Origin of the sequence: Streptomyces sp. NPDC090088, assembly GCF_044747345.1 — a bacterium.
Classification (GTDB): domain Bacteria; phylum Actinomycetota; class Actinomycetes; order Streptomycetales; family Streptomycetaceae; genus Streptomyces.
Genome location: NZ_JBIVDZ010000008.1, coordinates 652,133 through 675,738 on the forward strand (window position 1 = coordinate 652,133; position 23,606 = coordinate 675,738).

Genomic DNA, 23,606 nt, shown 5'->3' on the forward strand with positions numbered 1-23,606 from the left:
GCACGGCACGGCAGCGTGCTCGCCACGTGCCCCGCGATGCCCGAAACGGCGTTCACCCGATCGTGAGTTTCCGCATGCCCGCGGCCTCCGTGCCGTGATGCTCGAAGAGGCGGCCGGTGAGCGGCGCCGCCGCCGGGTGCCGTGGGTGGGGAGAACGCATGACACGTGGGACGGGACGACGCGGCCTGGACGAGCAGGCCCTGCTGCTGGCGGCGGGGCTCGCCGACCTGGCGGTGAGCACGGTGGGCACCGCCTTCGGGACGTTACGCGGCTTGCTGCGCCGCTCGGACACGGCCGCGCTGGCGGCGGAGGCCGAGCACGACCTCACCGCGCGGGGGCGCCTGGTCCTGGACCGGTACGCGAGCGTCCCCCCGGCCCATCTGGAGATCCTCGCCCGGCACGCCCTCGCCCGGCGGACCTCCGCCGATGACTGACCGGTGGGATCCGGCCGTCTTCAAGAGCCGTGTCGACGAGGTACTGCGCCGCTTCGTCGCCGAGGAGGCCGACCGGTTCGCTGCGGTCGACCCGCTGCTGGGCCCGGTGGCCGAGCAGCTGGAGGCGGCGGTCGCGGACGGCAAGCGGCTGCGGGCGGCGTTCTGCTACTGGGGCTGGCGTGCGGTGGGCCAGCCGGACAGCGACGCGCTGGTACGGGCGGCGGCCTCCATGGAACTCGTGCACGCCGCCGCCGTCGTACACGACGACCTCATCGACGACAGCCCGCTGCGGCACGGCCGCCCCACCGCGCACATCGCCCTGCGGACCGCCGTACGCGACCGCGCGGGCGCCGACGACAGCGCGCGGGCGCTGACGATCGACACCGCGCGGGCGCTGGCGATGCTCGTGGGCGATCTGCTGATGTCGCTGGCCGGGCAGCTGTTCGCGACCTGCGGACTGCCCGCCGCCTACCTCGCCCGGGCCCGCCCCCTGTGGTCGGTGCTGGCCCGGGAGCTGATCGCCGGCGAGTGCCTGGAGATCCTGCGCACGGGGGCCGGTCCGGACACCACGGCCTCGCTGAAGGTGATCCGCTACAAGACCGCTAAGTACACCGTCGAGCAGCCCCTGTTGATCGGCGGCGCCCTGGCCGGGGCCGGTGACCGGCTGCGTGAGGGGTACTCCGCGTACGGGCTGCCGCTGGGCGAGGCGTTCCAGCTCCGCGACGACCTGCTGGGCCTGTTCGGGGCCCCGGAGCACACCGGCAAGGCCAACGCCGACGACGTGCGCGGCCACCGGCCCACCGCCCTGCTCGCGGAGACCTGGCGGCTCGCCCGTGACGACGACCGGGAGCGGCTGGGCGCGCTGCTCGGCAGCCGTGACCTGGACGCGGACGGCCTGGACGCGGTCCGCGAGGTGATGTGCCGGCTCGGGGCGCCCGACCGGATCGAGGCCATGATCGGCGCGCGGGTGGCGACGGCGCTCGACGCCCTGCACGACCTGGACGTGCCGCCCCCGGCCGCCGGTGCCCTGACCGCGCTGGCCCACTCGGCCACGGTCCGCCGGTCCTGACGCCGCTGCCCCTTCTCCCGCCCGCGTTCTCCCGCCCGCGTTGTCCCACCCGTGTTCTCCCGCCCGTGTTCTCCCGCCCGCGAAGACGAAGACAAGGAGCCCTGCCGTGATCCACACCGAGGCCTCGATGGACGCCCTGCGGGACGCCGGTGACGAACTCGCCGACGCCACGGTCGCCGCCCTCTTCGAGCGCGGGGAGGTGGGCACGTTCAACACCCTGATGCGGTACGTCTCCACCGCCGGCGCGCCGCTGCCGGACGGGCTGCCCGACGTCGCGCGGGAGTACCTGGAGGCCACCCGGGTCCCGCCGTCCTGGGTCGACTGGGGCGAGATGGAGAAGGCCCGGCTGTTCTTCATCGACAACAACGTGCACATCTCGACCGCGCTCTCCTTCGCCTCCATGCCGGCCTGTTACGTCGTCCCGCGCGTGGCGAAGCTGCTGTCGGCCACCCACGGGCTGAAGTACCCCTCCAAGCGGATGGCGGAGACCGGCCAGTTCACCGTCTACCTGATGCGGCCCGACGCCTTCGAGGCCGGGAGCCGCTTCGTCCCGGCCGCCCAGAAGGTGCGGCTGCTGCACGCCTCGATCCGGCATCACCTCAGGCGCGAGAACCGCTGGGACACCGAGGCGCTCGGCACACCGATCTGCCAGGAGGACATGATCGGCGGCCAGATGTTCTTCTCGCTGCTGGTCCTCGACAGCCTGCACCGGCTGGGCATCCATCTGTCCACGGAGGGCGCGGAGGCGTACTACTACGCGTGGCGGGTGGTCGGCGCCATGCTCGGCGTCGACCAGGAGGCCGTCCCGAAGACCCTCGACGAGGCGCGCGCCTTCCTCGACCTGTACATGGTCCGGTACATGGGCCCCTCCGAGGAGGGCGCGGTCCTGACCCGGCAGCTCATCGACCTCTACGAGGAGGTCGTCCCCGGCACCTTCTTCGACCCGATCGTCTCGGCGCTCATCCGCCACCTGGTCGGCGACACCTGCGCGGACTGGCTGGAGGTGCCGCGCACCCCGTGGGACACCGTCGTCAAGGCCGTACCGCACCTCCTCGGCGTCCTGGAGACCATCGAGGACCGCTCCCCGCTGGGCGCCTGGGCCCTGGACCGCCTCGGCCACCTCACCACCGTCCTCGAACTGTCCTCCCTCACCCGCGGCCGTGTCATGCACTACGCCATCCCCGAACACCTCAAGAAGGACTACGGCGTCTCCGGCACGGTGCCGCGCACCCGGCGCTGGACCCCGCCGGCCGCCACGGTCTCCTGACCGCCCCTGCGCCCCGTTGCTCCCCGTACTCCTCAAGGCGTACGGCGGCCGTCTTCGGCCGGACGACGACCGCGCGGCCGGCTCCCGGGAGGCTGGGCGCATGCCCTCGCCCGTGCGGACACCGACCCGCAGACCACCGTCGAACGCCCTGCCCGGGGTCCGTCCCGCCGAGCGTCTCTGTCACGCGACCGGCGCGCTCCTCATCTTCTCCGGCCTGGCGCACCTGGTGGTGTTCGCGGCGGACGGCGGCCCCTGGTACGGGCCGGTCTCCTGGCGCAAGCCGGTCACGTTCGGGCTCTCCTTCGGGCTGACCCTGATCGCGGTCACCTGGGTCACCTCGTATCTGAGGATCGGGGAGCGGCTGCGCACCGTGCTGCTCCTCGTGTTCGCCGCCGACTGCGTGGTGGAGGTCGGCGGGATCACCCTGCAGGCGTGGCGGCGGGTGCCCTCGCATCTCGACATGGAGACACCGTTCGACACGGCGGTGTCGATGACGCTCGCGGTGGGCGGCGGGGTGCTGGTGGTGCTGCTCACCGTCTTCGCCGTCGTGTCCTTCCGGCGGCGGCCGGCCGGTCCCGTCGGCATGGCGCTCGCGGTGCGGTCCGGGTTCGCGATCCTGCTGGTGGCGCTGGTCTCGGGGGCCGCGATGATCGCGCGCGGGGTGGTGCTCGTCCGGACCGGGCACCAGCAGGCGGCCTACGGCTCGACGGCCCCGCTCAAGCCGCTGCACGGGGTCAGCCTGCACGCGGTGCTGGTCCTGCCGGCGCTCGCCCGGCTGTTGTCCCGCACCACATGGAGCGAACAGGTCCGGTGGCGGATCGTGGCCACGGCGGTGGGCTGCTACACGGCCGCCGTCGCCGCGGCCGGGGTATGGGCGGTGCTCACCTACTGATACTGATCGCGCTGATCGCGGCGGCCGTCAGACAGAACTCTCCTCAGGTTCCTCGACCGGCCGCTGCCATATCAGCCGTCGCGCGCGCGTGAGCAGCCCCGGACCGCCGGCGCCACGGCGGCGGTGCCCGTGCACCCGGGGGTCGTCCGTGACGTCGTACCGCTTCACATAGGCGCCCAGGAACGCCTGGAGCGTGGCGACCGCCGGGATGGCGATCAGCGCGCCGACGGCGCCGAGGAGCGCGGTGCCCGCGATGACCGAGCCGAAGGCGACCGCCGGGTGGATGTCGACGGACTTGGAGGTCAGCTTGGGCTGGAGCATGTAGTTCTCGAACTGCTGGTAGATCACGACGAACACCAGCACCCACACCGCGTACAGCGGGTTGACGGTGAACGCGATCAGCATCGGCAGGGCGCCCGCGAGATAGGTGCCGATGGTGGGGATGAACTGCGAGACCAGGCCCACCCAGACGCCCAGCACGGGCGCGTACGGCACGCCCAGGGCCTCCAGCAGGATGTAGTGGGCGATGCCGGAGATCAGCGCCATCACACCGCGCGAGTACAGATAGCCGCCGGTCTTGTCGACGGCGATCTCCCAGGCGCGCAGCACCTCGGCCTGACGGGCGGGCGGCAGCACGGAGCACAGGGTGCGGCGCAGCCGGGGGCCGTCGGCGGCGAAGTAGAAGGCGAACAGCGTGATCGTCAGCAGCTGGAACAGGCCGCCGAGCACCTGCCCGGAGACATCGAGCACCCCGGCCGCGCTGTTCTGCGCGTACTTGCGCAGCCAGTCGGAGTGCAGCAGGCCCTCCTGGACGTCGACCCGCCTCACTTGGCTGTGGAAGGTCTCGTTGACCCAGTTGATGACCGAGTCCAGGTAGTCCGGGAAGTCCTCGACGATCTTGTTGATCTGTCCGGCCAGCATCGAGCCGAGCAGGGTGACGAAACCCGCGACGGCGATCACCAGGCCGAGGAAGACCAGGAAGGTCGCGAACCCACGGCGCATGCCGCGGGAGGCCATCCAGCTCACCGCGGGCTCGATGGCCAGCGCCAGGAAGAACGCGATGAGGATGTTGATCAGCAGGCCGGTGAGCTGGTGGAAGGCCCAGCTGCCCAGCTGGAACGCGGCGACGAGGGCGAGCGCCAGCACCATGGCGCGCGGCAGCCAGCGCGGCATGCGGGCACTCCGCAGCGCGGCGCCGGCGGCCGAGGGTGCGGCGGGCGGCGTCGTGTCGACCGGGGAGGTGTCCTGGGCGGTGCGCCCGTCGTCGTCAGTGGGTGCCACGGTGCAAGTCTCGCCCACGCCACTGACAACGCGTGGCCCGTATCCGATCTCCGTGCACGGTCAGCGCCTCTCCCCCGGAACGTTCATGACCGTGCAGACCACGCGCCACACGTCCTTGGCCTCCCAGCCCGAGTCCAGCGCCTCGTGCACCGTCAGCCCGCCGAGCTCCGTCATCACATGATCGCGCGCGAAGGTGTCGGCGTACCCGGAACCGAAGTGTTCCGCCATCCGCTGCCAGAAGACCGTCAACCGCATGACACCAGTATCCCGCCCCTGAGAGTGGGCCCTGCCCGGGAGCGCTTGCCGAGACCGCTTTCCGCCCTACGGTCTTTCGCATGGCCGAAACCGGAGCTTCCCCACTCCCCTCTGCGCCCCCGGCGCACTCCCCGCTGTTCCGCGCCGAGCAGTTCATGTGGCTCACCGCACGCGTGCTGGAGCAGCGGCTCTTCTCGTACCACTTCCTGAACGGCGGCCCCGATCCGGTGGAGACGGCGCTGGACGCCTACCGCAACGAGGACGGCGGATACGGTCACGCGCTGGAGCCCGATCTGCGCGGTCCGGTGAGCCAGCCGCTGCCCACCGGGCACGCGCTGCGCGTCCTGGACGCCATCGGGCGCTGCGGCGGCCAGCGGGCGGAGCGCGTGTGCCGCTACCTCACGGCCGTCTCCACGGCGGACGGGGCGCTGCCGGCGATCCATCCGAGTCAGCGCGGCTATCCGGCCGCCCCGTTCATCCCGATCGTCGACGACCCGCCCAGCGAACTCCTGGCCACCGGTCCGGTGGTGGGTCTGCTGCACCGCAACGAGGTGTGGCACGCCTGGCTGTTCCGGGCCACCGACTTCTGCTGGGAGGCGGTGGATGCGCTGGAGAAGTCGCACCCCTACGAGGTCGAGGCCGCGGTCGCCTTCCTGGACACGGCACCCGACCGGCCGCGTGCGGAGGCGGCCGCCGACCGGCTGGGCCGTCTGGTGCGCGAGCACCGGCTGGCCGCGCTGGACCCGGCGCGGCTGGGCGCGTACCCGGTCGCACCCGGCTACGCGCCCGGTGAACACCACTTCCCGCACGACTTCGCGAGGACCCCGGACTCGCTCGCGCGCGCGTGGTTCACCGACGAGGAGATGGACCGCTCGCTGGAGTTCCTCGCCGCGGAGCAGGCGGCGGACGGCGGCTGGCCCGTCCGCTGGCGGCAGTGGGCGCCGGCCGCCGCCCTGGAGGCCCGCCCCATGGTGACCATCGACGCCCTGCGTACCCTCAAGGCGTACGGCCGTTTCGTGGGGTGACGGATCTCTCAGCCGGTGAGGGCGCGCAGGCCCGCCGTGACCACCACGGCAACGCCGACGACGACCAGGAAGGGCGCGCGCAGCACCAGCGCCACGGCGGCCGCCCCGAGCCCCGCGGCCCGGGCGTCCAGCACGAGCGCGTGCCCGTCGGCGAACGTCTGCTGGGCCGTGAGGGCGGCGAGCAGGGCCACCGGCAGCAGGGCGGCCAGCCGCCGCACCACCGGCCGCTCCAGGACGCCCGCGGGCACCAGCAGTCCGACGAGCTTGACGGCGTAGCAGCCGAGGGCGGTCGCGCCGACCGCGATCCAGACGTTCATCGGGTCTCCTCGGGTGCGTCGTCGGGTACCTGGCCGGACGCGTGACGGGATGCGCGATGGGGTGCCTGACCGGATACGTGACCGGATACGCCGTGGGGTGCCTGACCGGATGCCTCGCTGGATGCGTCGCCGGGTGCGTCGCCGAGCGCGCCGTCGAGCGCGCCGTCGTGGCTACGGCCAGACCTGCGGCCGGAGACGAAGAGTGCGGCCGGCGCCGCCAGCGCGGCCACCAGGACCGGCACGCCCGCGGGCAGCACGGGCAGCAGACCGAGGCCCAGCAGCACCGCGAGGGCGGCGACCGCGCGCTCCGTCGTGCCTCGCAGCATGGGGGCGAGCAGCGCCAGGAAGACGGCGGGTCCGGCCGCGTCCAGGCCCCAGGCGTCGGTGTCCCCGACGGCCTTGGCGCCGAGCGCGCCCAGCAGGGTGGTGAGGTTCCACAGCACGTACAGGCTGAGCCCGGTGACCGTGAAGCCGATCCGCGCGGCGCGGCGCGTCGGCTGGGACAGGGTCACCGCGGTGGTCTCGTCGATCACCCACTGGGCGGCGAACGGCCGCACCGCGCGCGGGAGGGCGAGGACCTGCGACAGCCGCAGCCCGTAGAACGCGTTGCGCACCCCGAGGAAGAAGGCACCGGCCGCCGCGGTGAGCGGGTTGCCCCCGGCCGCGAGCGCGCCCACCAGGGCGAACTGCGAGGCGCCGGTGAACACCAGGAGGCTGAGCGCGCAGGTCTGGAGCAGGCCGAGCCCGCTGCCGGCCGAGGTCACCCCGAAGGCGAACCCGGAGAGTCCCACGGCGACCCCGACCCCGAGGGCGTCCCGGACGACGGCGGAGTCAGGCTTCGGCTCCCCTTCGCCGCGTATGTCTGCGAGTGCTGTCTGCTGTGCCACGCCCAGCACGCTACGGACGGGCGTCCCGCGCGTCTTGTACGTTCTTGCGCTCACGCTGGTAGGCCCCCGGCGGGACGCCGACGATCCGCGCGAAGTGCCGGTTGAGGTGCGGCTGGTCGGTGAAGCCGACGGCGACGGCCGCCTCGGCGGGTGCCGTGCCGGCGTCCAGCAGCAGCCGGGCGCGGCGCACCCGGGCGTCGGTCAGCCAGGTGTGCGGCGGCATGCCGTAGGCGTCCCGGAACGCCCGCAGCAGCGCGAACGGGCTGGTGCCGAGGTCACCGGCGAGCCGTTCCAGGGTCGGCGGCTCGGTCATCCGCTCCTCCAGCACGGCACGCGCGCGTGCGGCGAGCCTGGCGCCGGCGGTGCGGACCTGCCGCTGCGGCAGCGGGCCGCCGTTCAGCCGGAGCAGCCGGGTCACCGCGACCCGCAGCAGGGTGTCGGCGGCGAGCGCGTTGCCCTCGTCGGCGGCGCGCAGCACCCGGTGCACGAGGGCGACGCTGTACGGGTCGTCGAGCACAGGACTGACGAAGCCGGGGGTGCCCCGGATCGCGGTGGTCTCGGCGGCGATCCCCGCGACGAGGTCCGGCGCCGGGTAGACCGCCCCGTACCGCCAGCCCTCGGGCACCCCGGCCCGCCCGGTGTGCGCGGTGTCCGGGTTGACCAGCGCGAGCGCCCCCGCTCCCGCGGACACGTCGGAGCCCCGGTGGTGGAAGACCTCGACACCGTCCGCGATGGCGGCGATCACGAAGTGCTCATGGGTATGCCGAACGAACGTCTTACGCACATACCGAGCACGCAACAGATCAACACCGGGCAACGCCTCATACCGCCAGTGCCGCGCCTGCTCGTCCACTCCCGCCATGCACCCATTGTCCGACCGCACACCCCCCGCGACCGCCCCCAACCACATCCCCCGCTCCTACCCGGCCTTCCTGAGCCCCCCGCCCCCTCTCCTGAGCCGCTCTCTCCCCCACCCCTCCTGAGCCGCTCTCTCCCCCCCGCCCCCGCCCAGTCGCTCCTCCCACCCCCTTCCTTCTCTCCGCGCAGCCGCCGACGGCGAATCCGCCCCACGGGGGCCACCCGCACCCGACGACGAGACCGTCACGAGTGGTGCGGGTAGGAACACAAGGCTCGAAGGCCAAGTCGAGGACATCTCCGCAGGTCAGCCCCACTTGTCAGTGCCCGGGTGCAGGATGGACCCATGGCGAAATCCGCTCACCGAGCCCTCGACGGCTTCTCCCCCGCGACCCGCGGCTGGTTCACGGGGGCGTTTTCCGCGCCCACCGCGGCCCAGGCAGGCGCGTGGCAGGCCATCGGCGCGGGCTCGGACGTGCTGGTGGTCGCCCCGACCGGCTCCGGCAAGACGCTGGCCGCCTTCCTCGCCGCCCTGGACCAGCTGACCGCCACCCCGCCCCCGGCCGACCCGAGGAAGCGCTGCCGGGTGCTGTACGTGTCACCGCTGAAAGCATTGGCCGTCGACGTCGAGCGGAACCTGCGCAGCCCGCTGACCGGCATCCGCCAGGAGTCCGTCCGGCTCGGCCTGCCCGAGCCGGAGGTCAGGGTGGGCATCCGCTCCGGCGACACCCCGCCCGCCGAGCGCCGCGCCCTGTCCACCCGCCCGCCGGACATCCTGATCACCACCCCCGAGTCCCTGTTCCTGATGCTGACGTCGGCCACGCGCGACGCGCTGACCGGCATCGAAACGGTGATCCTGGACGAGGTGCACGCGGTAGCCGGCACCAAGCGCGGCGCGCATCTCGCGCTCTCCCTGGAGCGGCTGGACGAACTGCTGCCGAAACCGGCCCGCCGTATCGGCCTCTCGGCGACGGTCCGCCCGGTCGACGAGGTGGCCCGTTATCTCTCGCCGCACCGCAAGGTGGAGATCGTCCAGCCCAGGTCCGGCAAGGAGTTCGACCTCTCCGTGGTCGTCCCGGTGCAGGACATGGGAGAGCTGGGCGGGTCCCCGGCCACCGACGGCGGCGAGGGCGCGGAGAAGCCGTCGATCTGGCCGCATGTGGAGGAGCGGATCGCCGACCTGGTCCAGGCGCACCGCTCCACGATCGTGTTCGCCAACTCGCGCCGGCTGGCGGAGCGGCTGTGCAACCGGCTCAACGAGATCGCCTACGAGCGCCTGACCGGCGAGCCGCTGGACGAACACCACTCGCCCGCCGAGCTGATGGGCGGTTCGGGCGCGGCCCAGGGCGCCCCGCCGGTCATCGCCCGCGCGCACCACGGCTCGGTCTCCAAGGAGCAGCGTGCCCTGGTCGAGGAGGACCTGAAGGCCGGCCGGCTGCCCGCCGTGGTGGCCACCTCCAGCCTCGAACTGGGCATCGACATGGGCGCGGTGGACCTGGTCGTCCAGGTCGAGTCCCCGCCCTCGGTCGCCTCCGGCCTGCAGCGCGTCGGCCGCGCGGGACACCAGGTCGGCGCGGTCTCCACCGGCGTGGTCTTCCCCAAGTACCGCGGCGACCTGGTGCAGGCCGCCGTGGTCACCGAGCGGATGCGCACCGGCTCCATCGAGTCCCTGAGGGTCCCGGCCAACCCCCTCGACGTCCTGGCCCAGCAGCTGGTCGCGATGACCTCGCTGGACACCTGGCAGGTCGACGACCTGCTCGCGACGGTCCGCCGCGCGGCCCCCTTCGCCGCGCTCCCGGAGTCGGCGTTCACAGCGGTTCTCGACATGCTCGCGGGCCGCTATCCGTCGGACGCGTTCGCGGAGCTGCGCCCGCGCGTGGTCTGGGACCGGGTCGCCGGGACCGTCACCGGCCGCCCTGGCGCCCAGCGCCTCGCCGTCACCTCCGGCGGCACCATCCCGGACCGCGGCCTCTTCGGCGTCTTCCTCGCCGGCGCCGACCCCAAGAAGGGCGGCGGCCGGGTCGGCGAGCTGGACGAGGAGATGGTGTACGAGTCCCGGGTGGGCGATGTCTTCACCCTGGGCACCAGTTCCTGGCGCATCGAGGACATCACCCGGGACCGTGTCCTGGTCTCCCCCGCCCCCGGCGTGCCCGGCCGCCTGCCCTTCTGGAAGGGGGACCAGCTGGGCCGTCCGCTCGAACTGGGCCGCGCGGTCGGCGCGTTCCTGCGCGAGGTCGGCGCGCTCCCCAAGGACGACGCCCGCCTGCGCCTGCTGGCGGCGGGCCTGGACGCGTGGGCGGCGGACAACGTGCTGTCGTACCTCGACGAACAGCGCGAGGCCTGCGGCCACATCCCCGACGACCGCACGATCGTCGTGGAGCGCTTCCGCGACGAGCTGGGCGACTGGCGGGTCGTCGTCCACTCCCCCTTCGGCGCCCAGGTCCACGCCCCCTGGGCGCTCGCCCTCGGTGCCCGGCTGTCCGAGCGCTACGGCATGGACGCCCAGGTCATGCACGCCGACGACGGCATCGTGCTGCGGCTGCCGGACGCCGACCTGATGGGCCTCGACCTGCTCGACCAGGCCCCCATGAAGGCGGGTACCGAGTACGACGCGGAGCAGGCGCCGGTCGGCGCGGCGGACGTCGCCTTCGACAAGGGCGAGGTCGACCAGATCGTCACCGACCAGGTCGGCGGCTCGGCCCTGTTCGCCGCCCGCTTCCGGGAGTGCGCCGCCCGCGCGCTGCTGCTGCCGCGCCGCAACCCCGGCAAGCGCACCCCGCTGTGGCAGCAGCGCCAGCGCGCCGCGCAACTGCTTCAGGTGGCGAGCGAGTTCGGGTCCTTCCCGATCGTCCTGGAGGCCGTCCGCGAGTGCCTCCAGGACGTCTTCGACGTCCCGGGCCTGGTCGAGCTGATGGGCGACCTGGAGTCCCGCAAGGTCCGCCTGGTCGAGGTCACCACCCCGGAGCCGTCGCCCTTCGCCCGCTCCCTCCTCTTCGGCTACGTCGCCCAGTTCCTGTACGAGGGCGACTCCCCGCTCGCCGAGCGACGCGCGGCCGCGCTCTCCCTGGACTCCCGGCTGCTGGCCGAGCTGCTGGGCCAGGCGGAGCTGCGCGAACTGCTCGACGCGGACGTCCTGACCGAGCTGGAGCGCGAACTCCAGTGGCTCAGCGAGGACCGGCGGATCAAGGACCCCGAAGGCGTTGCCGACGTGCTGCGGCTGCTCGGCCCGCTCACCGACGCCGAGTTGGTGGAGCGGGGCGCCGAGCCGCGGTGGGCCCAGGAGCTGGCGGGCGCCCGCCGGGCCATCAAGGTCCGGATCGCCGGCACCGACCACTGGGCGGCGATCGAGGACGCGGGCCGGCTGCGCGACGCCCTCGGCACCGCCCTGCCGGTGGGCGTCCCCGAGGCCTTCACCGAGCCCGTGAAGGACCCGCTCGGCGACCTCCTCGCCCGGTACGCGCGCACCCACGGCCCGTTCACGTCGGCCACCGCGGCCGCCCGCTTCGGCCTCGGAGTGGCGGTGACCGAGGGCGCCCTGCAACGGCTCGCCGCGGGCGGCAGGGTCGTGCAGGGCGAGTTCCATCCGGCGGGCATCGGCCAGGAGTGGTGCGACGCGGCGGTCCTGCGCAGGCTGCGCCGCCGCTCCCTGGCCGCGCTCCGGCACGAGCTGGAGCCGGTGGCACCGGCCGCGCTCGCCCAGTTCCTGCCGCAGTGGCAGCACATCGGCAAGGGGCACGGGCTGCGCGGTGTCGACGGACTGGTGCGCGCCGTGGAGCAGTTGCAGGGCGCGTCGGTCCCGGCCTCGGCCCTGGAGAAGCTGGTCCTGCCGTCCCGCGTGGCGGGCTACACGCCCTCGATGCTCGACGAACTCACCGCAGCCGGAGAGGTCGTGTGGGCGGGCGCGGGTGCCCTGCCGGGCAAGGACGGCTGGGTCTCCCTGTATCTGGCGGACGCGGCCCCCGTGCTCCTGCCGCCCCCGCACCCCCTGGAACCGACCGCGCTCCACCAGTCGGTCCTGGACGCCCTCTCCGGCGGCTACGGCCTGTTCTTCCGCCAGATCGCCGACCAGATCCGTGCCACCACCCACCCCGACGCCACCGACCCCCAACTGGCCGACGCCCTCTGGGACCTGGCCTGGTCCGGCCGTCTCACCAACGACACCCTGGCCCCGATGCGCTCCCTGCTGGGCTCGGGCCGCACCGCCGGTTCCACGGCCCACCGCGCCAAGCGGACGGTCCCGCGCGGCCGCTACGGCTCCCTGACGGCCGCCGCCCGCACCGCCTCCCGGACCGGCCCGCCGACCGTCGCCGGACGCTGGTCCCTGCTGCCGCAGCGCGAGCCGGACACCACCGTGCGCGCCCACGCCCTGGCCCGCACCCTCCTCGACCGGCACGGCGTGGTCACCCGGGGGGCGGTCGCCGCGGAGGGCGTCGAGGGCGGCTTCTCGGCGGTGTACCGCATCCTGTCGGCGTTCGAGGAGAGCGGCCAGGCCCGCCGGGGTTATGTCGTCGAGGGCCTCGGCGCGGCCCAGTTCGCGATGGACGGCGCGGTCGACCGGCTGCGCGCGGTGTCCAACGCCCGCGACCGCGGCGAGGCCCTGCCCGGCACCGACTTCGGAAACAACCGTCCTACGGCTTCCACGGCGTCCACGACGCCCACCCCCTTCGACACCGAGGCGCCCTTCACCCCCCTCGGCCCCTTCGACGGCGCCGACTTCCCCGAATTCACCGAACTCTCCGACCTCGACGGTGACTTCACCTGGCCCCCCGAGCCCCGCACCGCCCCCGGCGACTACGTCTCCCCCAAGGACCTCGCCCCCGCCGACCCCTTCACAAGCCCTGGCTACGGCGGTCCCCGAGGCGGCGGCCCGCAAGGCGGCGGTCCCGCCAACCCGTACGCCTACGGCAACCACCGCGCCCGCACCCCCGCCGCCCCCGACCCCAGAGCCGTGGTCCTCGCCGCCGCCGACCCCGCGAACGCCTACGGCGCCGCCCTCTCCTGGCCCGAGCCCCCGACGGACGCCGGGCACAAGCCGGGCCGCAAGGCGGGCTCGCTGGTCGTCCTGGTGGACGGCGAACTCACCCTCTACATGGAACGCGGCGGCAAGACCCTGCTGGCCTGGCCCTCCGCCCCGGACACGGCCGCCACCGACGACCCCCGACTCCGCACGGCCGCCGAGGCCCTCGCGGCCGCCGCCCGCGCGGGCACCCTCGGCACGGTGACGGTGGAGCGGGTCAACGGCGCCTCCGCCCTGACCTCGCCCCTGGGCGTCCTCCTGGAAGGAGCGGGCTTCATCGCGACCCCACGCGGCCTGCGCCTGCGGGCGTGAACCACGGCGCGAGCCGCACCGCTCACCCCCTCGTGTCACCCTTGACCCATGCCCGAAGGTGACACGGTCTGGCAGGCCGCGCGGCGCCTGCACGGGGCGCTCGCCGGCCAGGTGCTGACCCGCAGCGACTTCCGGGTGCCCCAGTACGCCACCGTCGATCTCACCGGCCGAACCGTCCTCGGCACCACCCCGCGCGGCAAGCACCTGCTCACCCGCTTCGAGGGCGGTCTGACCCTGCACACGCATCTGCGGATGGAGGGCGCGTGGAAGGTCTACGGCGGCGCCGAGCGCTGGAAGGGCGGCCCGGCGCACCAGATCCGGGCGATCCTCGGCACCGCCGACCGCACGGCCGTCGGATACCGCCTCCAGGTCCTGGAGTTCCTGCGCACCGGCGAGGAGGAACGCGCCGTGGGCCACCTCGGCCCCGACCTGCTGGGCCCCGACTGGAACCCCGACCGCGCCCTCGCCAACCTGCTCGCGGACCCCGCCCGCCCGCTCGGCGAGGCCCTGCTCGACCAGCGCAACCTGGCCGGCATCGGCAACATCTACAAGAGCGAGCTCTGCTTCCTGATCGGCGCGACCCCCTGGCTCCCGGTCGGCGCGCTCCCCGCCGACCGCGCCGCGAAGCTTCCTGCCCTGGCCCAGCGGCTCCTGGAGGCCAACCGCGACCGCCCGGTGCGCCGGACCACCGGCCTGCGCGACCAGGACCTGTTCGTCTACGGTCGCGCGCCCCGCCCCTGTCTGCGCTGCCGCACCTCCATCCGCGTCGCCGACCAGGGCGACGGCTCCCGCGAGCGCCCCACCTACTGGTGCCCCGCCTGCCAGACCGGCCCCGGCCCGGCCGCGGGCCCGCCCCGGATCCGGAGAACCCGCACAACTAATTGACGACCCGTCAGAAACGCTCGTACCGTCCCCTCATGCCCCTCAAGGCGTACGACCTCACCGGACGCACGGCATTCGTCACCGGCGCCGCCGGCGGCATCGGCCGGGCCTCCGCCGTACTGCTCGCCGAGGCGGGCGCGACCGTGCACTGCGCCGACCGGGACGCGGACGGCCTGCACGAGACCGCCACGCTGATCAAGGACCGGGGCGGTACCGCCCAGACCCACACCCTCGACGTGACCGACCGCGCGCGGCTCGGGCAGGCCGTCCGGTCCTGCGGACGGCTCGACGTCATGGCGGCGATCGCCGGGATCATGCACCGCAGCCCGGTCCTGGAGACCAGGGACGAGGACCTCGACCGGGTCCTGGACGTCAACTTCAAGGGCGTCCTGCACGCCTGCCAGGAGGCGGCCCGCCTGATGCTGGCCGGGCGGAACGGGGGCAGCATCATCACGATGGCGTCCGGCGCGATCGACACCGGCGGTCCCGGCCTGCTCTGCTACGGCGCGGCCAAGGCGGCCGTGGTCCAGCTGACCAAGACGCTCGCCAACGAGGTCGGCCGGCAGGGCATCCGCGTCAACGCGGTCGCCCCCGGCTGGACCCGCACCCCCATGACCACGCGGGACGACGGCGAGGAACAGCGGCAGACCGAGGCGTTCATGGCCCGGATGTCACCGCTGGGCCGGGTCGGTGAGGCGGAGGACATCGCGCACGCCGTGCTCTATCTGGCCTCCGACGCCTCCTCGTTCACGACGGGCCAGATCCTGCGTCCGAACGGAGGGGTGGCGATGCCCTGGTAGCCCCCTCGGCCCGCCAGGCCGTCCGCCACCGCCCCGGTCCCAGGGCGCCCGCCGCCCGGACCCTCGGCACACAGTTCACCGGCAGCAGGCTCAGTCCCCATCCCCCGGCGGCCACGGTCCCTTCCAGCGCCCCGGCGCCACCGGCGAACACGAGCCGCAGCACGGCCCACCACCACACCGCCGCCAGCCCGAAGGCAACCCCCCAGCGCACTATCCGCCCCACCACCATGGCCGCCACCTCCAGCCGGACGCTAGAACGCCGCCCGGTCCGCCGGAAAGGCGCACCGAGGGCTCACCGATGCAGCGGCCGTCGCCCCGCCCCGGCCACCGCTACACGTTCTCCGCCTGGAACATCCAGTGATGTTTCTCCAGATCCGCCGTGATCCCGATGAAGATGTCCTGGGACACCGGATCGGCCTCCGCGGTCGACATCACCCGGTCCCGCATCCGGGTGATCACCGCGCCCAGCGCGTCCACCAGGGTGCCCACCGCGTCCGCGTCCTTGACCCAGCCCCCGGGAGCCGTACCGATACCGCTGCCGGAGGCCACCGTGGCCGCACGCCCGTCCGGTGAGACGCCGAGCGCCGAGGCGCGCTCCGCGACCGTGTCGGAGTGGGCCCGGGCCGTGTCCACGACCTCGTCGAGCTGGAGGTGGACGGAGCGGAAGCGGGGCCCGACCACGTTCCAGTGGATCTGCTTGGCGACCAGCGCCAGTCCACCAGATCGACGAGGGCGCCCTGCAGCGCCTCGGCCACGGCCTTCAGATCCGCGTCGGACAGCGGGCTCTTCACGACGTACATGCTCTCTCCGGTGGTCGGTCGGCCCCCTGTCACGCCCCTCCCACCATGACCGCACCGCCGGACACCGGCAAATGGACGCACAGCGCCCGCGGACGCACGAAGACCCCGGCCGCACCTCCCCGGGTGTCCCCGGAGAGGCCCCGGCCGGGGCCTCGTACACTTCTTCGACGCCGGGTCGGCGCCGCATCGGTCTACGCTCGCGCAGGCGTCACGCGGCGACCACGTCCACTGCCTCGGCGGGTGCCTTGATGGTCACCCGTTCCGGTGGCACACCGGTCACCGAGACGGTACCCAGCATCGGCCGAACCGGCGTGGGAACGGACTCGGTGGCCTGGGCGGACTGGGCCAGCTCGGCGAGGGCGAGCTCGTCGCTCACTTCCCGCATGAGCTCGGACATCCGTACGTCCAGCGCGTCGCAGATGGCGGAGAGCAGCTCGGAGGATGCCTCCTTCTGCCCCCGCTCCACCTCGGAGAGATAGCCGAGTGAGACTCGGGCGGACGAGGAGACTTCGCGCAGAGTACGGCCCTGGCGCTGGCGCTGCCGACGCAGCACGTCACCCAGCAGGCGACGGAGCAGAATCATCGGTGGCTCCCTCCTCGGACCGCGTAGCCGCATCCTTCACGCCCCACCGTACCGCCTTGCGCCGCGGCCGTGCGGGGAGCGATGTCGTGTTCACTCAGGGCTGCAAACATCAAAACCCCCCGTTCTGTTCCGTATCCTGTGTCCGCTCATTCCCGGTCTGTTCGCTCGCAAGCTCCCTCAGGAGCAGTGCGAGTACGCTCCGTACACTCTCTCTACGAATTTCCTCGCGGTCGCCGTTCAACCGCAGGGCCTCCACTTTTCCGCCAGCGGCAGAACCGGAACCAGCGCCGAACGGCCCGTCCACGGCCACGAAAACCGTCCCGACCGGCCGGCCGTCCTGCGGTTCCGGACCGGCGACTCCGGTGGTCGCGAGGCCCCAGTCGGCGCCCAGCGCCTTCCGCACTCCGGCCGCCATCTGGGCCGCGACCTGCGGATCCACCGCTCCCCGCTGGGCCAGCAGGGTGGCGTCGACGTCCAGCAGGTCGTGCTTGAGTTCGGTGGCGTACGCGGTGACCGATCCCCGGAACGCCTTGGACGCCCCCGGAACCGTGGTGATCTCGGCCGCCACCAGACCGCCGGTCAGCGACTCGGCGACAGCGAGGGTCTGCCCCCTCACTGTCAGTAGTCGCACCAGTTCGGCGGCCGTGGAATTCACGCTTCCGTCTCCTCCGACGCCGCCGCGCGCTCGGCGATTCCCTGCCGCCGCAGCACAATGGCCTGTCTCACATAGTCGAGGCCGGTGACCACGGTCAGAACGACGGCCGCGGCCATCACCCAGAACCTCAGAGTCGCCAGCCATCCCGTCAGTGCCAGCACGTACATCCCGACGGCCACGCCCTGGGTGAGGGTCTTGAGCTTGCCGCCGCGGCTGGCCGGGATCACGCCGTAGCGGATGACCACGAAACGCATCAGCGTGATGCCGAGTTCCCGGGCGAGGATCACGATCGTCACCCACCAGGGCAGATCGCCCAGCGCGGACAGACAGATCAGCGCCGCCCCCATGATCGCCTTGTCGGCGATGGGGTCGGCGATCTTCCCGAAGTCGGTGACGAGGTCGTAGGTGCGCGCCAGATGGCCGTCGAACAGGTCGGTGATCATCGCGATGGCGAAGGCGGCCCAGGCGAGCGAGCGCCACGCCGGGTCGTACCCGCCGCCGGCCAGCATCAGGGCGACGAAGCCGGGCACCAGGACCAGCCGGAGCATGGTCAGCAGATTGGCGACGTTCCACACGCTGGCCTGGTTGACGGCGGCCGCCGCGATCTTCCCGCCGCGCGGCGGCCTCTCGTCGTGCTGCGGGCCGGCCTGTGACTCGCTCTGGGGACCTCGCTGAGGACCGGAGGTGGCGGCGGAGCCCGGGGCGCCCTGCGCGCCGGAGGGTCCGCCCGCGGCGGACGCCGGGACTCCGGTCATCTGCCGTCCTCCTCGCTCCACGCGGCCGAGCCCTGCAACGGCTCGGCCACCAGGTCGACACCTTCCGTACCGACCACCTTCGCCTCGACCATACGACCGACGGACAGCCCTTCGCCGCTCGTGAGCAGCACCTGTCCGTCCGTCTCGGGCGCCTGGTGGGCCCCGCGGCCGTAGACGCCGTCCTCGTCGTCGACCGACTCCACCAGGACGTGCACGGTCTCGCCGACGCGCTCCTCGGCGCGCTGCGAGACGAGTTCCTCGGCGAGCTGGGAGATGTGCGCGAGCCGCTCGGCGACGACGTCCTCGTCGAGCTTGTTCTCGTACGTCGCGGCCTCGGTGCCCTCCTCGTCGGAGTAGCCGAAGACGCCGATGGCGTCGAGGCGGGCGCCGTTCAGGAAGCGCTCCAGCTCGCCCAGGTCGGACTCGGACTCGCCCGGGAAGCCGACGATGAAGTTGGAGCGGACGCCGGCCTGCGGGGCCTTGCTCCGGATGGTGTCGAGCAGCTCCAGGAAGCGGTCGGTGTCGCCGAAGCGGCGCATGGAGCGCAGCACGCCCGGCGCCGAGTGCTGGAAGGACAGGTCGAAGTACGGGACGACCTTGGGGGTGGAGGTCAGCACGTCGATCAGGCCGGGGCGCATCTCGGCGGGCTGGAGGTAGCTCACCCGCACCCGCTCGATGCCGTCGACCTCGGCGAGATCGGGCAGCAGGGACTCCAGGAGACGGATGTCACCCAGGTCCTTGCCGTAGGAGGTGTTGTTCTCGGAGACCAGCATGACCTCCTTCACCCCCTGCTCGGCCAGCCAGCGGGTCTCGTTCAGCACGTCGCTCGGGCGGCGGGAGATGAAGGACCCGCGGAAGGACGGGATGGCGCAGAAGGAGCAGCGGCGGTCGCAGCCGGAGGCGAGCTTCACCGAGGCGACCGGGGAGCCGTCCAGACGGCGGCGCAGGGGCGCACGCGGGCCGGAGGCGGGCGCGACGCCCTCGGGGAGGTCGGTCGGGCCGTGACCCGGCAGCGCCACCGTCGCGGCCGAGTCCTGCCGCTCGGCCGGGCTGATGGGCAGCAGCTTGCGGCGGTCGCGCGGGGTGTGCGAGGCGTGGATGCCGCCGTTGAGGATGGTCTGCAGCCGGTCGGAGATGTCGGAGTAGTCGTCGAAGCCGAGCACGCCGTCCGCCTCGGGCAGCGCCTCGGCGAGCTCCTTGCCGTACCGCTCGGCCATGCAGCCCACCGCCACGACGGCCTGGGTTCTGCCGTGCCCCTTGAGGTCATTGGCCTCCAGGAGGGCGTCGACGGAGTCCTTCTTGGCGGCCTCGACGAAACCACAGGTGTTGACGACGGCGACGTCCGCGTCCGATGCGTCCTCGACAAGCTGCCAGCCGTCCGCCTCCAAACGGCCTGCGAGCTCCTCCGAGTCCACCTCGTTACGGGCGCAGCCGAGAGTGACGAGTGCGACGGTACGGCGTTCAGGCATGGGCTCAAGACTACTTTGTCTCACTGACAGCCCACGTCGAAGGGGCTGGCCGATCATGGCCAACCCCTTGTGTACGCGCGCGAACCGAACAGTTATCCGACTTCGGGGTCGCCCTTGGTGTACGTCAGACGCTCCACGGCACCCGGCCGGAACTGGTCCTCGATCTTCTTCCCGTTGACGTAGAGCTGGATCGCTCCGGCGTCGCCGAGGATCAGGTTGATCTTGGAGCTGTCCTGGAAGGTCTTGGAGTCGCCCTTCTTCAGGAGCCCGTCGAAGAGCATCCGGCCGTTGTGGTCCTTGGCCGAGATCCAGCTGCGTCCGTTGACCGCGCTGACCTGGACGGTGACCTTGTCCTGGGGCGCGGCGGCGATCGCGCTGTCGGAGGGCTCGGGGGTCTTGTCCGGCTTGCTTTCCTTCGGGGTCGGCGAGACCGGCTTGCTGGTCGTCGGGGCGGGGCCCTCGGCGACGGACTGCTTGGCGTCGTCGCCGTCGCCGCCCTTGAAGGCGGTGAAGCCGACGAAACCGATCACGACGACGATCGCGGCGACCATGGCCGCCGTCCAGTTGGGTCCGCGCCGCTCGGGACGGATGCGTTCCGCCTCGAACAGTGGTGCGGCGGGCGTCGGCGCGGGCCGCCCACCACCGTGCTCGGCCGCGAACTGCGCGAGCAGCGGCTCGGGGTCGAGGCCGACGGCCTTGGCCAGGGTCCGGATGTGCCCACGGGCGTAGACATCGCCGCCGCACGGGGCGAAATCGTCCGCCTCGATGGCGTGCACGATGCCGATCCGGACCCGGGTGCTCCCGCTGATGTCGTCGACGGTCAGCCCGGCGGCGATGCGGGCCTGTTTGAGGGCTCGGCCTACGGAGGGGCGGTTTTCCTCGGACTCGTCTTGGAACGGACGCTCGTCTTCAGGGGAGTTGCTGCCGATGGACACGGGGGCGCCTTTCGAGCGTGTAGCCACCTGTGCTGGAGGTTCAGTCTATGGGGGGTGCAAAAGGGTGAGGCAACCGGGCGGTACGACTTTGTACGCCATCGGTATGGCCGGACATCCCGATGGCGGGTCAGGTGTGCGCCCCAGAATGGGGTGCACACCTTTCCTTTCGCTCAACTTGACGTGCGTCAAAGGGAAACGGTTGCCCGAGGATCTCTAACGAGTGGATCACGACCGTGACTCCACCCGGTCTACAGGCGCCCGTGCCCTGAGACAGACCTACCCCTCAGACTCCCCACGGATCACGGCAAGCACTCCATCCAGCTCATCGGGTTTCACCAGAACGTCGCGCGCCTTCGAACCCTCGCTCGGCCCGACCACCCCGCGGGACTCCATCAGGTCCATGAGCCGGCCGGCCTTGGCGAAGCCCACGCGCAGCTTGCGCTGGAGCATAGAAGTGGAGCCGAACTGGGTGGAGACGACCAGCTCGGCCGCCTGGCAGAGCAGGTCGAGGTCGTCGCCGATGTCCTCGTCGATCTCCTTCTTCTGCTTGGTGCCCACGACGACGTCGTCCCGGAAGACCGGCGTCATCTGGTCCTTGCAGTGCTGGACGACGGCCGCGACCTCGTCCTCGGTGACGAACGCGCCCTGCATACGGGTCGGCTTGTTCTGCCCCATCGGCAGATACAGCCCGTCGCCCTTGCCGATGAGCTTCTCGGCGCCCGGCTGGTCCAGGATGACGCGGCTGTCGGCCAGCGAGGAGGTGGCGAAGGCGAGCCGCGAGGGCACGTTCGCCTTGATGAGGCCGGTGACGACGTCGACGGACGGCCGCTGGGTGGCAAGCACCAGGTGGATGCCGGCCGCGCGCGCGAGCTGCGTGATGCGCACGATCGAGTCCTCGACGTCCCGTGGCGCGACCATCATCAGGTCGGCGAGCTCGTCGACGATCACCAGCAGGTAGGGATAGGTCTTGAGCTCGCGCTCGCTGCCCTCCGGCGTCTTGAGCTTGCCGTCGCGGATGGCCTGGTTGAAGTCGTCAATGTGCCGGTACCCGAACGCCGCCAGGTCGTCGTAGCGCAGGTCCATCTCGCGTACGACCCACTGGAGCGCCTCGGCGGCCCGCTTCGGGTTGGTGATGATCGGCGTGATCAGGTGCGGGATGCCCTCGTAGGCGGTCAGCTCGACCCGCTTGGGGTCGACGAGGACCATCCGGACGTCCTCGGGGGTCGCGCGGACCATGATCGACGTGATCAGGCAGTTGATGCACGACGACTTGCCGGAACCGGTGGCTCCGGCGACCAGCACGTGCGGCATCTTCGCCAGGTTGGCCATCACGTAGCCGCCCTCGACGTCCTTGCCGAGTGCCACCAGCATGGGGTGCTCGTCCTCGGCGGCGGCGGCCAGCCGGAGCACGTCACCGAGGTTGACCATCTCGCGGTCCGTGTTCGGGATCTCGATGCCGACCGCGGACTTGCCGGGGATCGGCGAGATGATCCGCACGTCGGGGCTGGCGACGGCGTACGCGATGTTCTTGGTCAGCGCGGTGATCCGCTCGACCTTCACGGCCGGGCCCAGCTCGACCTCGTAGCGCGTGACCGTCGGCCCGCGCGTGAAGCCGGTGACCGCCGCGTCGACCTTGAACTCGGAGAACACGTTGGTGAGCGAGGCGACGACCCGGTCGTTGGCCTCGCTGCGCGCCTTGCCGGGGCCGCCGCGCGTGAGGAGTTCCAGCGAGGGCAGCGAGTACGTGATGTCACCGGAGAGCTGGAGCTGCTCGGCGCGCGGGGGCAGGTCGCGGGGTTCGTCGGGGGCCGGTTTGGTCAGGTCCGCGACGACGCCCTCGAGCTTCTCCTGCTTCGGCCGCGCGGCCGGCACCGGACTCGGCCTCGGGCTCGCGGCGGGGCTCGGACTCGGCACGGGCGTGGGGGTGGTGTCCTCGCGGTCGCCGACGCTGACGCCCTGGGTGAGGTCGGCGACGAGCGGCGAGGGCGGCATACCGTGCAGGACGGCCCCGTCGAGCGCGGCGGCGGCAGCGGCGGCGACGTCCACGGCGTCCATCTGGCGGCCCAGTTCGGGCTGCGGCACCGCGGAGCGCCTCGGGCGGCCGCGGCGCTTGGCGAGGGCCTGCTGCTCGGCGCTGTCGGGGTCGTACTCGCCGGGGGCGCTCGCACGCTTGCGGGAGCGTGCGGGCAGCGCCTCGCGCCACTGCTCGTCGTAGCGCTCGTCGTCCTCGCCGAACTCGCCGAACTCGTCCGGATCGGGGTCGTGCACCAGCCCGAGGCGCACGCCGAGCGCGCGCAGCCGCTGCGGGATGGCGTTCACCGGGGTCGCGGTGACGACGAGCAGCCCGAAGATCGTGAGCAGTGCCAGCAGCGGCACGGCGAGGACCTCGGTCATGGTGTAGGTCAGCGGGGTCGCCGCCGCCCAGCCGATGAGGCCGCCGGCGTCCCTTATGCCCTGCATGCCGTCGCTGCGCGCGGGCGAGCCGCAGGCGATGTGGACCTGCCCGAGCACGCCGATGATCAGCGCGGACAGGCCGATCACGATCCGGCCGTTGGCCTCCGGCTGCTCGGGGTGGCGCATGAACCGTACGGCGATCACCGCGAGCAGTATCGGCACCAGCAGGTCGAGGCGGCCGAAGGCGCCGGTGACGAGGATCTCGACCAGGTCGCCGACCGGACCGCGCAGATCGGCCCAGGTGCCGGCGGCGACGATCAGGGCGATGCCGAGCAGCAGCAGGGCGACGCCGTCCTTGCGGTGGGCGGGGTCCAGGTTCTTGGCTCCCTGTCCTATGCCGCGGAAGACGGCCCCGACGGCATGCGCCAGGCCCAGCCAGACGGCGCGCACCAGGCGGTACACGCCCCCGGTGGGGCTGGGCGCCGGCTTGGGCGCCGGCGCGGACTTCTTCGCCGCGGTCCTCTTGGCGGGCGCCTTCTTGGCCGGGGCTTTCTTCGCGGCGGCCTTCTTCGCCGGAGCCTTCGAGGGAGCGGCCTTCTTCGCGGGCTGCTTCTTGGCTGCCGAGGGACGTGAGGCCATGGGTGTGAGATTACCGGGGGATGCGGCAGGGGACACGTGTGCCCACTGCTTCACCCGTTCGTGTCGCCCTTGACGGGGCGCGG

Annotated in this window: 18 protein-coding genes and 2 pseudogenes; 8 read left to right on the top strand and 12 right to left on the bottom strand. The window is 72.6% G+C overall.

All coding sequences use genetic code 11. From position 1 onward, the window contains the following. Nucleotides 1-158: 158 nt before the first annotated feature. The 4 genes from ACIPSJ_RS36800 to ACIPSJ_RS36815 all read left to right on the top strand — a co-directional run bounded on the left by ACIPSJ_RS36800 (nt 159) and on the right by ACIPSJ_RS36815 (nt 3,662). A complete protein-coding gene (locus ACIPSJ_RS36800) occupies nt 159-434 on the top strand; it encodes a polyprenyl synthetase (RefSeq protein ID WP_365686392.1) in 276 nt (91 codons plus the stop codon). Beyond that, on the top strand, nt 427-1,503 hold the full coding sequence (locus ACIPSJ_RS36805) for a polyprenyl synthetase family protein (RefSeq protein ID WP_401352460.1): 1,077 nt from the start codon (nt 427-429) through the stop codon (nt 1,501-1,503). Before ACIPSJ_RS36800 ends, ACIPSJ_RS36805 begins: the two co-directional genes overlap by 8 nt. A 106-nt stretch (nt 1,504-1,609) precedes the next feature. Beyond that, nucleotides 1,610-2,770, top strand: coding sequence for an oxygenase MpaB family protein (locus ACIPSJ_RS36810; RefSeq protein ID WP_401352463.1), 1,161 nt, complete (start codon nt 1,610-1,612; stop codon nt 2,768-2,770). Between the two features lie 100 nt (nt 2,771-2,870). Further along, a complete protein-coding gene (locus ACIPSJ_RS36815) occupies nt 2,871-3,662 on the top strand; it encodes a hypothetical protein (RefSeq protein ID WP_401352465.1) in 792 nt (263 codons plus the stop codon). A 27-nt stretch (nt 3,663-3,689) separates the two neighbouring features. Here the strand turns inward: ACIPSJ_RS36815 and ACIPSJ_RS36820 are convergent, their stop codons facing one another. Both ACIPSJ_RS36820 and ACIPSJ_RS36825 read right to left on the bottom strand, forming a co-directional pair. Continuing rightward, complete coding sequence (locus tag ACIPSJ_RS36820; protein WP_401352468.1) at nt 3,690-4,943, bottom strand: AI-2E family transporter; 1,254 nt, start codon at nt 4,941-4,943, stop codon at nt 3,690-3,692. A gap of 60 nt (nt 4,944-5,003) precedes the next feature. After that, nucleotides 5,004-5,198: a DUF3046 domain-containing protein gene (locus ACIPSJ_RS36825; protein WP_355721338.1), complete on the bottom strand. Its 195-nt coding sequence runs from the start codon at nt 5,196-5,198 to the stop codon at nt 5,004-5,006. Nucleotides 5,199-5,278: 80 nt separating this feature from the next. Here ACIPSJ_RS36825 and ACIPSJ_RS36830 point away from each other — a divergent pair, with 80 nt between their 5' ends. Continuing rightward, complete coding sequence (locus ACIPSJ_RS36830; RefSeq protein ID WP_401352471.1) at nt 5,279-6,223, top strand: hypothetical protein; 945 nt, start codon at nt 5,279-5,281, stop codon at nt 6,221-6,223. A gap of 8 nt (nt 6,224-6,231) precedes the next feature. Here the strand turns inward: ACIPSJ_RS36830 and ACIPSJ_RS36835 are convergent, their stop codons facing one another. The 3 genes and pseudogenes from ACIPSJ_RS36835 to ACIPSJ_RS36845 all read right to left on the bottom strand — a co-directional run. Continuing rightward, nucleotides 6,232-6,540 (bottom strand): AzlD domain-containing protein, encoded by a 309-nt coding sequence (locus tag ACIPSJ_RS36835; protein ID WP_359223982.1) that lies wholly within the window; start codon nt 6,538-6,540, stop codon nt 6,232-6,234. Next, nucleotides 6,537-7,427 (bottom strand): AzlC family ABC transporter permease, encoded by an 891-nt coding sequence (locus tag ACIPSJ_RS36840; protein WP_401352474.1) that lies wholly within the window; start codon nt 7,425-7,427, stop codon nt 6,537-6,539. Before ACIPSJ_RS36840 ends, ACIPSJ_RS36835 begins: the two co-directional genes overlap by 4 nt. 28 nt (nt 7,428-7,455) lie before the next feature. Next, nucleotides 7,456-8,289: pseudogene (locus tag ACIPSJ_RS36845) on the bottom strand (AraC family transcriptional regulator); the annotation flags it as partial. A 339-nt stretch (nt 8,290-8,628) separates the two neighbouring features. On the opposite strand from ACIPSJ_RS36845, the gene ACIPSJ_RS36850 reads away from it, so the two are divergent. The 3 genes from ACIPSJ_RS36850 to ACIPSJ_RS36860 are packed head-to-tail and all read left to right on the top strand — an operon-like array spanning nt 8,629 to nt 15,293. Beyond that, nucleotides 8,629-13,611, top strand: coding sequence for an ATP-dependent helicase (locus tag ACIPSJ_RS36850; RefSeq protein ID WP_401352477.1), 4,983 nt, complete (start codon nt 8,629-8,631; stop codon nt 13,609-13,611). A gap of 48 nt (nt 13,612-13,659) precedes the next feature. Further along, nucleotides 13,660-14,496: an Fpg/Nei family DNA glycosylase gene (locus tag ACIPSJ_RS36855; protein WP_401352480.1), complete on the top strand. Its 837-nt coding sequence runs from the start codon at nt 13,660-13,662 to the stop codon at nt 14,494-14,496. 32 nt (nt 14,497-14,528) lie between these two features. Beyond that, nucleotides 14,529-15,293, top strand: a complete 765-nt coding sequence (locus ACIPSJ_RS36860) for an SDR family NAD(P)-dependent oxidoreductase (RefSeq protein WP_401352483.1) — start codon at nt 14,529-14,531, stop codon at nt 15,291-15,293. Nucleotides 15,294-15,623: 330 nt separating this feature from the next. Here the strand turns inward: ACIPSJ_RS36860 and ACIPSJ_RS36865 are convergent. The 7 genes and pseudogenes from ACIPSJ_RS36865 to ACIPSJ_RS36895 all read right to left on the bottom strand — a co-directional run bounded on the left by ACIPSJ_RS36865 (nt 15,624) and on the right by ACIPSJ_RS36895 (nt 23,523). Then, nucleotides 15,624-16,093 (bottom strand): annotated as a pseudogene (locus tag ACIPSJ_RS36865) (Dps family protein). A gap of 208 nt (nt 16,094-16,301) precedes the next feature. Next, complete coding sequence (locus ACIPSJ_RS36870; RefSeq protein ID WP_132894382.1) at nt 16,302-16,676, bottom strand: helix-turn-helix transcriptional regulator; 375 nt, start codon at nt 16,674-16,676, stop codon at nt 16,302-16,304. Between the two features lie 109 nt (nt 16,677-16,785). Then, nucleotides 16,786-17,331, bottom strand: coding sequence for a CinA family protein (locus ACIPSJ_RS36875; RefSeq protein ID WP_359223969.1), 546 nt, complete (start codon nt 17,329-17,331; stop codon nt 16,786-16,788). Next, complete coding sequence (pgsA, locus tag ACIPSJ_RS36880) at nt 17,328-18,086, bottom strand: CDP-diacylglycerol--glycerol-3-phosphate 3-phosphatidyltransferase (RefSeq protein ID WP_359223967.1); 759 nt, start codon at nt 18,084-18,086, stop codon at nt 17,328-17,330. Before pgsA ends, ACIPSJ_RS36875 begins: the two co-directional genes overlap by 4 nt. Further along, nucleotides 18,083-19,555, bottom strand: coding sequence for a 30S ribosomal protein S12 methylthiotransferase RimO (gene rimO / locus ACIPSJ_RS36885; protein WP_359223965.1), 1,473 nt, complete (start codon nt 19,553-19,555; stop codon nt 18,083-18,085). Before rimO ends, pgsA begins: the two co-directional genes overlap by 4 nt. A gap of 92 nt (nt 19,556-19,647) precedes the next feature. Next, nucleotides 19,648-20,490, bottom strand: a complete 843-nt coding sequence (locus ACIPSJ_RS36890; protein WP_359223963.1) for a RodZ domain-containing protein — start codon at nt 20,488-20,490, stop codon at nt 19,648-19,650. A 276-nt stretch (nt 20,491-20,766) separates the two neighbouring features. After that, nucleotides 20,767-23,523 (bottom strand): DNA translocase FtsK, encoded by a 2,757-nt coding sequence (locus tag ACIPSJ_RS36895; protein WP_401352489.1) that lies wholly within the window; start codon nt 23,521-23,523, stop codon nt 20,767-20,769. Between the last annotated feature and the right edge of the window lie 83 nt (nt 23,524-23,606).

Excerpts from the sequence above, each read along its gene's own strand:
- ACIPSJ_RS36825 (WP_355721338.1), bottom strand. The coding sequence starts at position 5,198 with ATGCGGTTGACGGTCTTCTGGCAGCGGATGGCGGAACACTTCGGTTCC.
- ACIPSJ_RS36805 (WP_401352460.1), top strand. The coding sequence starts at position 427 with ATGACTGACCGGTGGGATCCGGCCGTCTTCAAGAGCCGTGTCGACGAG.
- ACIPSJ_RS36830 (WP_401352471.1), top strand. The coding sequence starts at position 5,279 with ATGGCCGAAACCGGAGCTTCCCCACTCCCCTCTGCGCCCCCGGCGCAC.
- ACIPSJ_RS36815 (WP_401352465.1), top strand. The coding sequence starts at position 2,871 with ATGCCCTCGCCCGTGCGGACACCGACCCGCAGACCACCGTCGAACGCC.
- ACIPSJ_RS36860 (WP_401352483.1), top strand. The coding sequence starts at position 14,529 with ATGCCCCTCAAGGCGTACGACCTCACCGGACGCACGGCATTCGTCACC.
- ACIPSJ_RS36835 (WP_359223982.1), bottom strand. The coding sequence starts at position 6,540 with ATGAACGTCTGGATCGCGGTCGGCGCGACCGCCCTCGGCTGCTACGCC.
- ACIPSJ_RS36800 (WP_365686392.1), top strand. The coding sequence starts at position 159 with ATGACACGTGGGACGGGACGACGCGGCCTGGACGAGCAGGCCCTGCTG.
- rimO (WP_359223965.1), bottom strand. The coding sequence starts at position 19,555 with ATGCCTGAACGCCGTACCGTCGCACTCGTCACTCTCGGCTGCGCCCGT.
- ACIPSJ_RS36855 (WP_401352480.1), top strand. The coding sequence starts at position 13,660 with ATGCCCGAAGGTGACACGGTCTGGCAGGCCGCGCGGCGCCTGCACGGG.
- ACIPSJ_RS36850 (WP_401352477.1), top strand. The coding sequence starts at position 8,629 with ATGGCGAAATCCGCTCACCGAGCCCTCGACGGCTTCTCCCCCGCGACC.
- pgsA (WP_359223967.1), bottom strand. The coding sequence starts at position 18,086 with ATGACCGGAGTCCCGGCGTCCGCCGCGGGCGGACCCTCCGGCGCGCAG.
- ACIPSJ_RS36895 (WP_401352489.1), bottom strand. The coding sequence starts at position 23,523 with ATGGCCTCACGTCCCTCGGCAGCCAAGAAGCAGCCCGCGAAGAAGGCC.
- ACIPSJ_RS36870 (WP_132894382.1), bottom strand. The coding sequence starts at position 16,676 with ATGATTCTGCTCCGTCGCCTGCTGGGTGACGTGCTGCGTCGGCAGCGC.